This window comes from Sulfolobus acidocaldarius SUSAZ, assembly GCA_000508305.1.
In the GTDB taxonomy this organism is placed as follows: Archaea; Thermoproteota; Thermoprotei_A; order Sulfolobales; family Sulfolobaceae; genus Sulfolobus; species Sulfolobus acidocaldarius_A.
Genome location: CP006977.1, coordinates 928,600 through 945,355, shown reverse-complemented (window position 1 = coordinate 945,355; position 16,756 = coordinate 928,600). Strand labels below are relative to the sequence as shown.

The 16,756-nt window shown below is 37.0% G+C and carries 12 protein-coding genes; 1 reads left to right on the top strand and 11 read right to left on the bottom strand.

All coding sequences use genetic code 11. From position 1 onward, the window contains the following. Positions 1-100: 100 nt before the first annotated feature. The 6 genes from SUSAZ_05515 to SUSAZ_05490 form a co-directional block, all read right to left on the bottom strand. Positions 101-796 (bottom strand): hypothetical protein, encoded by a 696-nt coding sequence (locus SUSAZ_05515; protein ID AHC51459.1) that lies wholly within the window; start codon positions 794-796, stop codon positions 101-103. 17 nt (positions 797-813) lie between these two features. Continuing rightward, entirely contained in the window at positions 814-1,401 is a 588-nt protein-coding gene (locus tag SUSAZ_05510; GenBank protein ID AHC51458.1) for a hypothetical protein, read from the bottom strand. A gap of 370 nt (positions 1,402-1,771) precedes the next feature. Continuing rightward, entirely contained in the window at positions 1,772-2,569 is a 798-nt protein-coding gene (locus tag SUSAZ_05505; protein AHC51457.1) for an acetoacetate decarboxylase, read from the bottom strand. Positions 2,570-2,732: 163 nt separating this feature from the next. Then, a complete protein-coding gene (locus SUSAZ_05500; protein ID AHC51456.1) occupies positions 2,733-3,362 on the bottom strand; it encodes a glutamine amidotransferase in 630 nt (209 codons plus the stop codon). Between the two features lie 254 nt (positions 3,363-3,616). After that, positions 3,617-3,802 (bottom strand): hypothetical protein, encoded by a 186-nt coding sequence (locus SUSAZ_05495; protein AHC52506.1) that lies wholly within the window; start codon positions 3,800-3,802, stop codon positions 3,617-3,619. Positions 3,803-3,855: 53 nt separating this feature from the next. After that, positions 3,856-4,305, bottom strand: coding sequence for a prolyl-tRNA synthetase (locus SUSAZ_05490; GenBank protein ID AHC51455.1), 450 nt, complete (start codon positions 4,303-4,305; stop codon positions 3,856-3,858). 291 nt (positions 4,306-4,596) lie between these two features. Between SUSAZ_05490 and SUSAZ_05485 the strand changes: the two genes are divergently transcribed. Further along, positions 4,597-6,306, top strand: a complete 1,710-nt coding sequence (locus SUSAZ_05485; GenBank protein ID AHC51454.1) for an acetyl-CoA synthetase — start codon at positions 4,597-4,599, stop codon at positions 6,304-6,306. 76 nt (positions 6,307-6,382) lie between these two features. Here SUSAZ_05485 and SUSAZ_05480 read toward each other — a convergent pair whose 3' ends face one another. From SUSAZ_05480 to SUSAZ_05460, 5 genes are all read right to left on the bottom strand, one after another. Beyond that, positions 6,383-8,137: a Peptide N-acetyl-beta-D-glucosaminyl asparaginase amidase A gene (locus SUSAZ_05480; GenBank protein ID AHC51453.1), complete on the bottom strand. Its 1,755-nt coding sequence runs from the start codon at positions 8,135-8,137 to the stop codon at positions 6,383-6,385. Between the two features lie 7 nt (positions 8,138-8,144). After that, complete coding sequence (locus SUSAZ_05475; protein ID AHC51452.1) at positions 8,145-11,972, bottom strand: peptidase S53; 3,828 nt, start codon at positions 11,970-11,972, stop codon at positions 8,145-8,147. A 1,245-nt stretch (positions 11,973-13,217) separates the two neighbouring features. Beyond that, complete coding sequence (locus SUSAZ_05470; GenBank protein AHC51451.1) at positions 13,218-15,293, bottom strand: aldehyde oxidase; 2,076 nt, start codon at positions 15,291-15,293, stop codon at positions 13,218-13,220. Positions 15,294-15,295: 2 nt separating this feature from the next. Next, entirely contained in the window at positions 15,296-15,997 is a 702-nt protein-coding gene (locus tag SUSAZ_05465; protein AHC51450.1) for a hypothetical protein, read from the bottom strand. Then, complete coding sequence (locus tag SUSAZ_05460; protein AHC51449.1) at positions 15,994-16,713, bottom strand: GlcNAc-PI de-N-acetylase; 720 nt, start codon at positions 16,711-16,713, stop codon at positions 15,994-15,996. The genes SUSAZ_05465 and SUSAZ_05460 overlap by 4 nt, the downstream gene beginning before the upstream one ends. Positions 16,714-16,756 lie beyond the last annotated feature (43 nt).

The window sequence follows — 16,756 nt, the reverse complement described above, 5'->3', positions numbered from 1 at the left end:
TTCAACATTTGAGTAAAAATATGCATTAAGCGGTTATTACAATTTGAACAGGATAACTCCTATTTTTCATTCCTTGTATTAAATCTGAATATTCAAATAGCTAAGAATTAGACGTAAAGTACTTATACAGGTCTGTCTTTTTAACTACTTTGTCTTTAAAGTAAACTCCTTCCTTTTTGATCTTGAAGTCACCAATCACAATTACAACTTCATTGTTATCCCTCTCTTCTTTTATTTCATATTTTTGTTTCATTATCTTGTCTATTAGTTCAGGATCTCTTATGTCAAACGACTTCAGCAAAGAGTATAAGTACATATCTTCATATTTCTTTATTTTACCTAAAGCTACGGGAGTCTTGATCCTGTCCATGATCAGGCTCAACGCCTCAGTTGCTTCCATGTCCAAAGAGTCTTCGAACGAGATTCCGTCTAGTGTTCTCACCTTTACTTTATCCCGATAAAAATGTACTACACATGAGGGTAGCTTAATACTTTGAAGTTTATTTATGATATTGTCATTAGTAGGCATATTGTGGAAGAATATTGAAAACCTGTTATCATTATCCTTTAAATTTACATCAGTTGACTCTTTGAGCAAGGATTCCGCTTCGGTGAGACTTAAGTTTTCTATAGAGAGTACAACAGCTCCTTTTACAACGTTTACAGTTAGTTTTCCACCTATAAACCTGACTTTATAATTGAAAGCTTTTACATTATACCTGTTCAGTATGTCTAACAGCTGTCCAATATTTTGTGTGTCGGTGGTTATGACATATTTTCCTACAACTAGTTTCATGGTTTAAATATCTTGGTTTATGGTTTTAAAATCAATAATAGTCCTCCAGCTTCATCACTTAACTCAGAATATATTGCCTTTCTGTTATTCACAAAATCTATCGTCGCATTACTAAACCTATAGTTATCCACCAATATTACTCCACCTTCACTCAACTTATTCCATACGGTTGAGAGTTCAAACATCATATTTTCATAAGTATGATCACTATCATGGAGGAAGAAGTTCACCTCATTGACTTCCTGGAGAATTTTAGGTAAAAAACGACGTGACTCGCCCAGGAAAAATTTCCACTTTTTCCTCAGTTTTTGTGGAATTATGTATCCAACTTCATTCTCATCTTCTAACCTATTTCTGACGTCAATAGAGTAAAGAACAGAGTCTTCAGGTAAGGCTGAGAGGATTATGGTTGATGATACTCCAGGACCTACTCCTGTCTCTATAGCAATCTTTGGTTTAGTCTCCTTTATTATCGCATATAATATAATTCTCTTGGTTTTGCTTAACGCATAAGGAAATTTCCCACCTAACGATTGCTCAATATATTTTTCAATTTCCGAATATTCCTTGATATAAGTGTCAGTTTTTATCTTTAGTAAATCCATATAATGATATTTTATCATGCTAGTTTATATATACATACAGGAAGTTAAAGTAAAATAGTCTAAATATGAATCTGTGAGTCTTTTTTCCCACTCCTCCTGAGGAAGTTGACTTAATGTAAAGTATGAAATTGTTTTCATTGATAGTTGAAATTATTTTAATCCTGTTCGTATAAAGATAAACTATTTTTATATCTTAAAAGATGTTCAAATAAAGCAACTTAATTACGCTAAGTTATTATTTTTCACCTTGGTAAAAGAGGAATTATTTAGTTTTAGTCCCTTTACTTCACAGGGAGTATTAACAAACTGTTTAAGACAATGAGTTTATAAAAAATCTTAATATAAAAAATCTGTTTTTGTTTAAAATTACTTAGACAATATTTCTCTCTAGTTTAGCAAGCAGTCTTGTAGTTCTTACCTTAAAGTATGTCGTGTAGTAATAACCTGCTATTACGTCTTCTATCTTCAACTTATCCAGCTCATCATTAACGTATCCCCCAAGCTCTATCTTCGCATCCCCTTTCCATATCTCACCAAGGACATTCTCATCCCTAACTCTGCTAACCAGTTCAAAGACATTGGTTTCTGATTCCCCCCTTGCAGGATATATCCTGATGTTTAAAGGAGCGCCAAAGTTCCTCAGAGGTACGTCGTCCACCTTTTCCCTCAGCTCAACCTGTAGTCTAAACAGGAAATTTCCTCCCCTAACAACATATCCCCCAAGCCTTAGTCCCTTTTCTGGTTTACTGTACTTAGGGAGAAGAGGATGTAGTTTGGTCATGGAGATTTTGGCTATCTTTTTAGGATAACCATCTAACCATCCTCTTACAAGAGCCCAGTCCTTGTCCACCCACATGAATGGGAAGTACAAGTAGCTTTTTCCTTCATAATATACTCGTAAACCTATGGCTCCCTCTAGATACTGGGTTAAATCTGGGTCCTGATACATAAGATCCCAAGTCTCCTCAGACGGGGAGATAAATTCAGCTACGTATATCCAGCCTTCTCCCTCACTATCGAGAAAGTTTGGTAAAAACTGGTACAAAGTGTCTTTTTGAAATTTTACATAAGCTGAGATATATGTCACGCCATAGTACCATGGTGGTGGAGGAACAATAGCTGATTTACCACTTCTCGTGAAAGGATATGTGAGCAGATTATCATTCATAAATTCAACTAATTAATACAATATATAAAGCTTTAATCTTACTAGTTATAGACTGTTGGTAGTATATGGAGAATAAAGAGGAGAGAGAATCTCTTTCCTAAGAACATGAGTCAATGTTATTTTAGGTTCAGTTCATACACTAGGATGTCCTTCGGAGTCAACTCTACAAACTTAACCAATATCTCACCAATTTATCCGCTATATTTTCAAAATTGTTTTCCTGTTCCCTTACTTCCTCTATCATCTTACTATCTCCTCCATAAACCCTTAACCAATCTCTCAGCATCTCCGAATCCACTTCTATATGGAATTGTATTCCTAGGGCTCTTCCGATATTGAATGCCTGATAATATTTTTCACTGTAAGCCAGTAGTGTAGCACCATGGGGTAGGGAAAAAGTATCACCGTGCCATTGAAATACAGCTAACTCATCTGATCCAAAATAATCCTTAAAATCATTCACTAGTTTTATTCTTGAAACACCTATTTCAGCTCCGAATTGTCCCTTTACTACTTTTCCTCCTAAAGCTTCCGCAATTAACTGCGATCCAAGACAAATACCTAAAACTCTTTTCTTTTCTAAGTAAGCTCTCATAATTAACTTCATTTCTAGATCTAAAAAACGGTATTTTTCTCTCTCATATACTCCCATGGGTCCTCCCATAATGATCAGATTATCAAATCTCTCTTCGCCTGTTATCTCCTCAGCATATATTTCGGTTACATTTCTCAGAAACCTACTGAGCATACCCAGCCTTTCCACAGGATGGTTATATATGGCTAAAGCGTTCATGCAATTATAAACTGCTGTCGTCATAATAAGTCTTATGGATGTAAGTGACTCTAAGGGTGGGATATAGGTGTAAACTATATACTTAGTGTGTACATGCGTCATAAGCTACAATACCAACTCCATTAGGCACTAAACTGTAACTTAGTGTTTATTAACTACCATCTGAAAAACTCGCTGACATTTCAGACATATAAATTATGAAAAAATCTACATAGACTGTAAAACCTGAAGAAAATACATTTTGTCAAAACTCTTCAATCTCTTTTCAAATTCTTTAAGTCGTCTCTCAGAATCCCAACTTCGTCTATAATACGATCTAATTCATCATAATCTATGTCCTTACCGCTATCTAATTCATCTATCATGTCATTTATTTTGTCTAAGATCCTTTCTAATTTATCTCTTATGTCTTCCAATTCTTCTTTTGTCTCTTCTCTCATATGTAAAATATTAAGTATGTCAATTAAAAAATCTAATTAGTTCGTGCTGGATCTTAAGTTCTTACGAAAAATATCCTCAACATTGACTTTTCAGCCAGCTCTTTAGGTATTATAGAAAGGAGTGTCCTCTCGTTACCTCCCCCACAAAATACCTCTTTATCATCATTTGCAAGTTCTTCATCCACTATGGTCTCAACTCCATTTATTAACGGTGGTAAACCACCAACTTCATATCCAGTTATCCTCTTGACTTCACTAGCTTTAGCTACTCTAATTTCTCTTACGTTAAGATATAGTTTTAATTTATCTAAGTCGACCCTTTTATTACCTCTCAGGAACACTGCATATGGTTTGTTATCTGCAATAACCAAAATTGTTTTAGCTATTCTATGTTCTGAGACTCCTAAAGATAGCGAGGCATCTTTTACTGTTCGTGCGTTAGGAACAGATATGAATTTATAAGATAGAGCCAATTTTTTAAGGATATCCTCCAGGTCGTTCATTGTTTAATTTAGAATGAGTATGTATTTAAATTTGTTTTAAGGATAGAAGCTAGAAAGCCGTGACGATCTTGAGTTCTAGAGAATATTGGGAGAGATACCCAAAGTTGTACCATTCTTATACACAAATGACAAACTATCAAACTTTTACTGAGGGAATTTTCACGTGTTGTCTTATTAATATTCTCTATTGCTGAAAATTATCTTACACATTTTGTATTTATTTCCTATTATTAGTAAACAAAATCTTTAAATAAATTATTAAGCTCAATATTAGATATGGTGAACGAATTAATTAAAAGTCTAGTAAGAGACTTCATAGATATACAAAAACTCAATCCTTTAGATAGACCAGAAAGAATTAGTGATTTGTTTACTAGATTAAATTTTCTTGGAAAGATAGAAGATTTTAACTGGGTAAGGGATATTTATGAGGAAATTCATGTGAAGGATAGAGGTGGGAAGACAGCCCTCATGTGGTACGATTTAGATACCAAAGTTGAGGAGATTTACACTTACCAAGATCTTCTGATCAGAGCTAATAAATTGATCAACTTTCTTAAATCTAATAATATAGGTAAGGGAGATCCAATTTACTTAATGACACCCGTGTTTCCTGAACAGTGGGTTACATTCTTAGCTACTATAAAGGCTGGTTTTGTGCTAGTCCCTACAGCAAATAATCTTACAGCATATGAATTAGGCTATAGATTTGCTGATCTTAAGCCAAAAGTTGTAATAGCTGATCCAAAAAGTGCAGAAAGAATAGATCAAGCTCTAGGGGATCTGAAACCCTTAAAAATAGTTGTAAGAGGAAGAGTTAATGGCTGGACAGACATTGAGCTTACTCAAAGTGAAAGTAAAAGCGCTGAGGCATACCCTACCTCATCAGACGACGATATTTTAAACTACTTTACGTCAGGTACTACAGGATTGCCTAAAAGGGTTATTCACACTGCTACTTCATATCCATTGGGGCACTTATCCACTGCCTCTATAATAGGGGTGTCAACTGAGGACATTCATCTGAATTTAAGTGCACCAGGTTGGGCTAAGTTTGCCTGGAGTTCATTCTTTTCTCCTTTGATAGTAGGAGCAACAGTAATGGCTGTCAACTACGAGGGTAGACTTAATGCCCAGGAATACTTGAGTGTTGTAGATTATTTCAATGTAACGTCATTTTGTGCGCCCCCTACAGCCTGGAGGCTATTTAATTTAGTGGATCTGTGGAAGTTTAAATTCCATAAGCTGACGAATGTTGTTTCCGCTGGCGAACCTCTGAACCCTGAGATAATAAAGGTATGGAAGGATAGGTTTGATTTAATGATAAGAGACTTCTATGGTCAGACCGAAACAACTGCAATTATAGGCAATCCACCATGGAGAGATATAACGCCAGGGTCATTTGGAATACCGTCGCCTCTATACGACGTTGTTCTACTTGATGATGAAGGTAAAGAGATAACTAGACCTTTTGAGGTTGGACATATAGCTATTAGATTAACTAAATGGCGTCCTATTCCATTGTTTAAAGGATATTCTAATGAAGAGAAAAACAAAGAGGCATTTAGAAACGGTTATTACTTCACTGGAGATAAGGGATATTTCGACGACAAGGGTAACTGGTACTTTGTTGGTAGGGCTGATGACGTGATAAAAACCTCCGACTACAGGGTGGGACCCTTTGAAGTGGAGAGCGCGTTAATTGAACACCCTGCAGTAGCTGAGGCTGCAGTAGTTGGTTCACCAGATCCTGTTAGGTGGCAACTCGTTAAAGCCTTTGTAGTACTTAAACCAGGATACTCACCCTCTTATGAATTAGCCAAAGAACTGGTCAATCATGTTAGTAAGAGTTTATCTCCATATAAGGTACCAAGGAAAATAGAGTTTGTAAATGAATTACCAAAGACTATTAGCGGTAAAATAAGGAGGAATGAATTAAGGAAGTTAGAAGAGGATAGATATAGGAAGGGTGAGAAAAACGAAAACGAGTACACTTTTTAAGCGTAACAAAAATCCAATCGAGCTTTACTATCACATTTTTTAAAAAATAAAAAAGAAGTGTTTATCTTTACTTTTATCAAATATACTCATAATTTATCTCGTATTTCACCAGATATCCCGCAGTGTTGTTAGTAGAGTTCTGCACACCTAATGCATAGAAGTTCTCTTCAAAACCCTTACCATTCACTAGGTAAATAGCGTTTAGCGACTTTTGGGTTTGGGCATAGTTACTTGTAATAGACACTAAAACTGCTCCCCCATACTTGTTTATTATCTCTAAGATGCCTGAAAACCCACCTATCGCATTACTATTCTCACTGATCTGGATGGTCAGGTTATAGTTATCGTATACGTAGCTGAATTTATAAAATAATCCTAAGCTCAGGGTTCCATTTTGTAAATAGCTAGCATTGTATGGAATTACATTTGGATTAGTTATGGGGACAACGAAGGAGGTAAACTGGAGATTTATTGGGAATGTTCCCTCCAAAATTAGCTCTGCATTGTGCAATCCCTTAATTAAACTAATTTCTTTAAATTGTTGATCAAGTATAGCCTGCTGATAAATAAAACTAGGATTGAAAGATTGGTAAGCTGTTACTTTTCCTTCTTCATACGCTGTAGCAAACTCTTGCCCATTCTCGAATTTCAGGATAGATGTATAGTTTATTGAATAATATTCTCCCTGTTGATAATATATGGAACCAGGTAAACCCGTAAATATAGGCTGAGAGTCAACATACTTTGCATTGGCAGATATAAGCTTCGAACTTATTAATGGGTTAGAGCTATTTACCCAAAGCATCAGGACACCCGAAATTGTCCATGACAGATCGGTAGAACCCAACTCTTGTGCAGAAGCCAATAGATTACTAACTGTTACTGTTATATTGGGCTTAGTCGAAGTTGCTAGAAGGGGTGTCAGCTCTATATATTGTGGTGTCTCAAAAGCTAATGTGTTTATAGAGGTTACCGGTCTCCACCAGAACAAGTTTATTCCACCCGTATATATTATAGGATATGGATTCACTACTCCTGCCAAAAGGCTGTCATAATATACTAGTATATTTCTAGGGGCTGGTATGTTAGTATACCAGAACTCATCAAGACCACCACCTTCATAATAGAGTAATAGAACTGACCTAAATGTTCCATTAGGCATTACTACACTTTGGGTCACCTGATCGTTTAATGGATTTAGGACTACCCTTGAGTAGTTAAAACTGTTCATAAACAGAGGTATAAAGTAATTCGGTATCCCGGCAGGCTTACTACCTGGGTAAAGTAATAATGTTACATTCATTGAGTAGAGGCCAACTATACCAACACTTTTTGCGTAATAAGTCGCTAGTACAAGTTGGAAAGTCACATTACCCTGTAGCAAGTTTTCAAACATAGTAACGTCAGTTTGAGCAGTACTATTTCTAATCTCCTGAGTTGATCCCCAGAATATTGGTACACCATTGGCAAATATGTAAACAGGTCTGTCAAACTGAGCTCCTCCGTACTCTCTGATAGATACGTTAAGGAGTATCATACTGTAGTTACCTGGAGGAATATATGATGTTACAACTTTTGGAATGATTCCCGTGTTATTGAACACTACATTTTGAGCTACGTTGACTATTATAGGTGTAACATTACTCTTTATGAAGAAGGGCTCTTCGGAATAGTATGCAGGATCAACTCCTTGTGGAAATCCAGTTATGTTGTAGATCGCCACATTATAGAACCCGTAGTGCGGAGAGGAGGATTGTGAAGTACTTGACCCCACAAGAGTAGTGGTGCTTATACCGAGAGCAACAACCAATATGAGTAGCAGTGCTTTCATTTATTTCTCACCTCCTTCTTAATAACAAGTATATGACGAGGAGCAGTGATACTATAGCAATTACCAGAGACGCTATTGTGACGTTTGTATAAAGCGCTACACTAGATGCGTTGCTTGATATTTTACTTGATAGTGAGCTTGTTGCGTTGGATAAGGAACTTGATAGCGATATTTGTGGATAGGCGTTATATATTGTTGTGCTGACATTATATGGTAATCCGTTATATGTCATAACTACTATAGTATATTGCCCAGATGGTAAAGTGGATGAGGAGAAGGGTATAGAGATGGTTGTAGAATTTTGAGATGAGCTTATGACTGAGTATGTAGTAGTTATTCCGTTTATCAACACGTGTAATATCCTAATGTTATAGCCTGAGATAGTTAGGTTTAGTGCACTTATTTTCTGTGTTATATTTACGAATTGAGGAGATATTGTGGGAGGCGATATTGTAGATATGTGTTGTACATTTGACAGGATTACTCCATTTAATTCCACATCGCTATTGACCTGATTAAATGCATAGGTTGAGTTTTCTATACTGACAGAAGTTAGTGTAAGGTTGGAGTTGTATAATTGTATCGCTACAGTATTAGGATCACCACCAATAGTGGATTGGGCTATCGATAATTTAGAGTTCATCGCGGTAAGTGAATTTAATGTAGAACTGCTTACTCCGACCTGTGAGTTAACCACTGTCAAGTTACCTACTACAACATTATTCAGGGAGATATTAACATTCATTAGTTCTAGACTACCTACATATACATTACTCAGAGAATTGGATGAGAGTAACGGCACACTTGTGTAGTTTTGACTAGTAATTATCACTTTACTACCTAAGTAGGTATATGGAAGAACGTTGAAGTAAGCTGGGCCTGAAGATATTGGGTTACCATTAGCAGAAACTCCCGATACGTATACTGTCCAAGGTCCAGATAAAGTATAGGGCGGAGATCCTTGATAGAACGAATTTGCCCCAAGGACTGAAGGTATCTGGAAAGTTCCCTCCCAGAGTCCCAGAGTGGAGTTGAATTGGAGCGGTACTGAATAAATCGTAGCTACCGAATAAGACTCAAATGCTATAGATGAAGGCAACGGAATTGCGTTAAATATCCCATATTCCACCTCAGTACCGTTAGTATACGTTATGTTGGCATATATTTTGATGTATTGCCCTTCATAAGCTATTCCTTTCACTTTTATATTGTAACTGAGTGATGCTGGAGAGACATAAAAAGAAGTGAAGAACTTGCCTGTGCTGACCCCGATTCCTGTTCTCGCCTGTGATTTAATGATTACACTATAAAATCCTGGAGTAAAGTTTGCAGGTATCGTGAAGTTGGCGTAATATAACCCAAATAAGTTGAATACTCCGAATAGAGTTATCTCAGGAGCTTGAGTTAAATTAACTGTTGATACTAGTTGCCCATTTTGGTTGTATATAAATGCTGACACATTTGAGGACAACTGACCTGTCCCTTCTGGAGTGAGGGTAAAAGCCAATAGTGTTATGTTCTGTCCAGGAGATACTCCAGGAAATCCAGTATTTATTGGGGTAAGTACTGCACCTTCTATGATGTTTCCAAAGTAAACATAAGTATATGCACTACCGTAAGACGTGTTAACAACTAGTATATAAGTGCCCTGTTCAGCAGGAGTAATAAGGGCTAATTGACCAACATATTCACCAGGTGTAGATGTTGGAGCTAATACAGCACTCTCCACAACCTTTCCATTCTTTAGTAGGTAGACATTAACTGATTGGTTAACAGCCGGAGTTCCATCTGGATTATATATTTGAGCTACTACGCTAAATGGTGTGTTAAGTGACAAAGGAGAAGCATACGGGAATGGAATTGGAGATAAGATGTTTATTGACTGTCCAACATCTATATCGTAACTCGAAGTTCCCGAAAAGCCTACTGATGAACCATTGACAATTATAGACCATATGTTTGGTGTCATTCCAACTTGTACATTAAAACTTCCAACCCAATCAGTACCATTAAATGATAAGGGTATAGTTGTTACTGTCCCACTGGTAGTCTGAATATATGCACTAAATGTTCCTTGACTCGCTATGGTGCCGTTTGGATAGGTTATGTATGCTATTACACTTACAGTACTATTATAGTTATACCATGGGATTGTCCCATTTGTGGTGACTGAAATTTCTAAATTATTTGTCTTTAAGTATTGCTGAATAGCATTTAATAGTTCTCCGACATTAGGAGTTCCTAAGCCGGTAACTAAATTATATCCTGGTTTAGCGTAAAATTCTCCGTTATAACCAAGGGTTATTTGATGGAATGACTCTTGGTAAAGCACAGGATTCTTGTATATCCAGTAGAGTATTGGATTAAGTAAACCTATTGGTTTACCTAACTGAGAAATAATGTCAGCTAACATACCAGCCCAGAGTGGTGAGGCTAAACTAGTTCCTCCAATTATTTCTTCAGAGCCCAAAACTGTAATATTATATCCAGTATATGGATTGGCATCTGCTGCTACATCAGGGATAGCTCTAAATGAAGAGTTTACAACTCCATCTTGGTACCATGGTCTCGGGAAAAATGTACTATATCCACCCCCAGAGGAAACTGTTCCAGCAAACTCAAAATATTGTGGTAATACACTCCAGGCTGTCTCATAGGCTTTTCCAGAGCTTAAATACAAAGTTGTACCGCCAACGGCTGTAACAAATGGAGAAGTAGCAGGGAATGATGCACCACCATATGTGGTCAGTGAATTGCCATAAGCACCAGTATCACCTGATGACGCAAAGAAAGTTATTCCCTCAGCAGTTCCTAGTGCGAAATAATAGTCTAGATATGGATAGTTGGGGAAAGGCTGACCGTTTATAAAGTAGTAAAAGCCTGAAGCAGCAAATAAGTTTTCAGATAAACCCCAGCTCATCGATACAACATCTCCTAGTTTTTGCGTAACAACGTAATCAACAGCTGCATAAAGTGTTGGACCATTATCGGAGGAGACCACTAAATTGATTTTAGCATAGGGAGCCATTGAATGAGCCGCTTCTACATCTAAAGCCGTCTCTATATCCCAAGACGTTGCTATTCCCTCCTCAGGGATGTAAGGACCTACAGCGTAAACACTTAAGTTTGCCGGTGGTAAGCCGTACCTCTGATCGAAACTCTTTACATCTTGATATATTAGGGGGTCTCCAAAAGCATCTATTATTGCAATTGTCACATTCTTGCCTGTCCCTGTAACATTATATGCAGTCCTTAACGCATTTGGACCATACCCTAGGTAAGAAAACTGAAAAGCTGGATAGGTCGTCTTGTTCAATAACATAAGATAAGGCTGGAAGGCAGTTTCGTTGTCAAGTCCACCTACTATAATTCCTGTTAGACTAAATGAAGGAGATGTAAGAGGCTTATAGTATACATGTCCATTATAACTGAATAAACCTAACTCGGTATTAAACACATTATCTATTTCTCCTGCAGTGGCAGTGGCAACAACTGCAAATGGGCTAGAATAATATATTGTAAATCCATTGCTTTCTAGGAAATTAATTAGAGAAGTTACTCTATTTGGTTGAGAAAATTCCTTAATAATCTGTTGTGTAGTTAAGGGAGTTATTTGATGGTTTGCAACTTTTTCTGCGGTATAATATAGCATGTTTAGGTTCTTAGGCGGGATGAAGAATGTTAGTGTCAGTAAGGTATTAGAGGGTAGGAGTTTTACATTAGTATCTGAATTAAAAAATGTGTTTTGATTAGAGGGGCTTGAGATCCCTAGACTTAATATTCCACTTATGGAGATTAAGAGTATAGCTATGGGTATTAAGAATTTGACTTGCATAAAATATTCTTATAAATCATATTAATAAGTTTTTTAATATGTCATCAATTTTTTTATTCCTTTCTAAATTCTTTTTAACTTTCAGATTAGAGATAGGAAAAAAGATTTTACTATTCTTTATGACGAGATAGACAAAACGTTGCTATAATACTCCTCGTTACGTTTATCTGTATAACCCACTGTATATCTTTAAATGCTCTGCATGGGCACTGTCCTTACTCATCTTCACATGTTTCTTCAAATCACTGAAGCACTTAGATCTTATCTCCTTCTTGCAAACTGGGCATTTATCAGCAGGACTTTTCTCAAGATGGATCTTCAAACTCCTTAGATCCTTCACTAATACTGAACATGAATCGTGGAAACAACAACTTAACATAGGTTTTTATAAAGAAAGAATGACCCATCCACTAACACTATCTGCTGAATACATTAATAAAGATTACTAATAGTTTAAGACCCTTCTTGAAGGTGTGATAAAAGAATACATTATTCAAACCAGGATTTAGACAATTTATTAATATTAGCAGAAACTTCTTTATCGTAATTAAGGAGGCTAAGAACCGAATTTAAGATATACTACAAGACGTTAATATTTTAGGTTTAGACCTACATATCCGATGCTATTAACTTTATCTAGTTAATGGAAATACGTTTAGGTGTAATGCCTGAGATCATAAGTAAGGGTTTGGAGTTATATACTAGATGCGATATTATGTCCACGCATAAAGTCACTGATATTCCATTAATTAGATCTGTCCTTTTATGCGTTTCTCGATGATGAAGGATTTGATACTTAGGGAATTATACTTATTTCCCAAGATCCAGATATAAGGTATTTTTCTCCTCTAATACTGAGTTAAATGTAAAAGTTCCAGACCAGTTAAAATCAATTTTACATGTTTTTCAATCTCTAAGCATTTTAAATTTAGCAATGAATTTGTCAAATTTTTAATAATGTTAGACCTGGACTAGTTTAAAACTATAACATCATGAAAAGTTAAATATAAGAATTAAATATTCGTATTTTCATATTAATATTCCGAACTACCCTAAAATAATAGGAAAGATTACTTAACTTTTTCCCCCTAATTGTGACATGAGCATCCAGTTATATCGTGGATCATCATTACTTCACATGACTATTAATCCTTATTACTAATCAGTCATAAACTTGCTTAAAGAGAACTTAAATTTAAATAAATGGAGGTTCTAAAATAGAAGTTAAGGGTTTTGAAAATAAATTTAACTTTTACTTAAAAGTTCCATTAAATACGTTGGTGTAACTGGTGTTCTCTGTAGCTTTACCTTCTTACCAACTTTATCCTTTATGGCTTTTTCAAGACCAATAAAGGTTGCAACTAGTCCTCCAATACTGCCAGCTTCTCCTACACCTCTTGCACCACTGAGTAGTCCAGACTTAAACTCAACCTCGTCAACAATAACTCTCCAAGTAAACTCCTCTGGAGAAGGCACTCCGGCATCAGCTATAGAAGAGAATGTTGGATTTCCCTCCTCATCATAAGTTGCCCACTCATAGAGCACTTGGGCTATACCCTGCATCACTCCGCCTATGACTTGCCCTTCAACCTCTTCTTTAACAACAACTCTTCCCACATCATCAACTGCAACATATTCCCTCACTCTCGGTGTCAAAGTTTCTAAATCAATGTCCACTACGGATATGTGAAATCCTGGTGCGAACACATCACTAGCCTTAACGTATACTTCTGACTCATAGATTTGTTCTCCATGAAGGGCTTTATTTACGTCAATTCCTTGTTCCGATAATTTTTTCTTCAAATTTCTACATGCTTCAACTACTGCAGATCCTCCTACTGCTAACGCTCTACTCCCGTAGCTACCTACACCTTCTTTTAAACCCTCTGTAGTACCTGTGCGAACCTCAATAACATTTTCTGGGACTCCAAGCTCCTCGATTACAAGTTTAGAGAAGGAAGATTGGTAAGCCTGACCGTGATGCCCTGAACCAGTAATAACTTCCACCTTACCCTTTCCGATTCTGACCTTTGCTCCCTCTCCTGGTGAAGTTCTAATTAGCTCATTGAAGAAAGCAATACCAACGCTTTTGTCCTTATACTTCTCTTTTAATTCCCTGTAGTATCTTACTCCTTTCTCGAAAACGTCCTTATAGCCTGCATCGTCAAATTTTAAACCTAAAGGAGTCTCATATGCTCCTGTTACCATATTTATTTTCCTTACCTCTAAAGGATCCATGCCTATTTCTTCAGCGAAGTCCTCAACTAGTGTTTCATGGAATAGGCTAGCCTCAGGTCTTCCTGCTCCTCTATATATTACGTAAGGAGGTAAATTAGTGTAAACACCTGTTGCATTGACTTTTGCAAACTTCATCCTATAAGGACCTGTGAGGTTGCTTGCTATAAACGAGGGAGTTGTTGCTGATATAGCATAAACATATGCACCAATATTTATCACTATTTCTCCTTCTATTCCAAGCATAGTGCCATCTTTTTTACCATACAGTTTAACGTCTCCATATACACCTCTACCTTGGGATAAACCTATCAGATGTTCTCTTCTAGTCTCTATCCATTTTACAGGTCGCTTCAGTTTCATTGCAACATAAGCCGCTATAACGTACTCAGCTGGTGCGTTTAGTTTACTTCCAAAGCCTCCTCCCACATTAGGCGGAGCGTAAACTGTGATGTTCTCGACAGGTAATCCCAAAGCCTCTTGTATGTTTGCTCTTATTCTAAAGGCTGACTGTGTAGATGCGAATACGACCATCTTATTGCCGTCATAGGTCACAAGACACCCTCTAGTCTCCATAGGGTTACCTATTATTCTCTCTTGATAGATTTTCCTTTCAACTACAACATCATAATCCTTTACCACCTCTCCACCTTTAAGCTCCTGCTGAACAGCAATATTACTGTTATCACCATGAATAATTACATCTCCTCTCAAAGCCTCTTCTATAGTAGTAACTGGCTTCAATGGTTCATAGTCTACCTCAACCTCGTCCACAAGATCTATTACGTCATATCTGTCTTCTGCCACTACTGCAGCAATAGCCTGACCAACAAAATTCACTCTTTCGTCTGCCAATAAAGGCATTTTCACTATATTTGCCTTAGGTACTGGGTTAGCCGGCAAGTACGATTTTAATTCCTTTCCTGTGACGAAAAGTAAGGCGTTTGAAGGTTGGCTTATGCCCCTTATTTTAGCCCTGGCATATGTGGACCTCACTATGCCTAAGTATACTGTATTAGGTAAGTCAATGTCGTCTATATATTTCGATTTTCCTGAGACAACAGGGAGGTGCTCCTTAAGGCTTATCTTTAATCCCCCTCTAACTTCTCCACATACTCTATTCCTAAAGATTTTATCACTTGTCTGAAGTTATAAATGTCCAGTGATAATTCCCCTTCTAATAGTCTTTTCCTTACATTGTCTTCACTCTCAACTCTTTTCCTGGCATTCTCTATCACCTTTGTTACGTTCTCTCTAGGAACGATTACTACGCCGTCATCATCTGCAACCACATAGTCTCCAGGCTTAACGTGAATTCCTCCTATTACAATCGGTACGTTAACCCATCCTGGTCTATTCTTAGAAGTTCCTAGCGCGGTAATGTATCTAGACCAGATGGGAAACTTCATTTCTCTAATTACATTTACATCTCTGACTCCTGCATCAGTAATTAGACCAACTACTCCCCTTACTTTACATGCAGTCGCAAGCAACTCACCAAACATTCCATGCATAGAGTTTCCAGAATAGGTAGTTAGGACTATTATGTCCCCCGGTCTAACCAGTTCTAATGCTGCATGTAACATCAAATTATCCCCGTCAAAACACTTCACTGTAACAGCAGTTCCAGCTATTTTAGCTCCACTTTGTATAGGTTTTATTGATGGATCTAATAGACCGGTCTTCTCTTGTGACTCAGCGATTGTTGCTACGCCTAGCTCTTTTAGCACTTCGGTTATTTTTGAGTCCTCTGGGGATCTAGGTATGTTTCTTACAATTACAGGCTTCATGGGAAGTCCTCACCTATAATTGGATAATACATGTAAAATGCCTCTGCATATTTGTAATAATTCTTCCAGCCAAATCTTCTTGTTTGAAGACCTCTTAGTGCATCTCTGGTTGAGTAGTAGTCAACCTCTCCCTTTTGCGATTCAAGGCAGTTCATGGCTTTGACCTTTGAATCATACACATCTGTTATGTTTATGTAAATGTGAGGATAAAATCCTGCCTGTTCTCCCACATGTGGGTCAAACCCGAATATTTTTGGTTCAGCAATTGTTGGAATGTCTATAGGTACTCCATCAGAGGCTGCTAATCTGACAGCAGCTAAAACGGCATCGGCAGTTACAACATGGTCTGGTCTTATCTTGTCATCAGGTCCATGGGTAACGATTATTTCAGGTCTATATTTTCGAATAACTTCAGCCAATTTTAACAATCTCTCGTCATTTATAATTAAGGGATGGTCTCCCCAATCCAAAACTTCCAATGGAACCCCTCCTAATGCTTTAGAAGCACATTCAGCTTCTTCTTTCCTAATCTTCTTCACCTCCTCAACACTCTTAGCTCCTCTTCTCCACGCCCCTGGAGACTCTCCTCTCTCTCCAAATGTCAATGAGACAACTTGGACAGGTTTACCACTCTTAATATATTTCGCTAAAACACCAGAAGTTCTCCAAACAAAATCTCCTATATGGGCACTTATAACTAGGAGTTTTACGTTCAATGATCTCCTCCCGATAAATATTATATTTAAATTGTTAATAAAT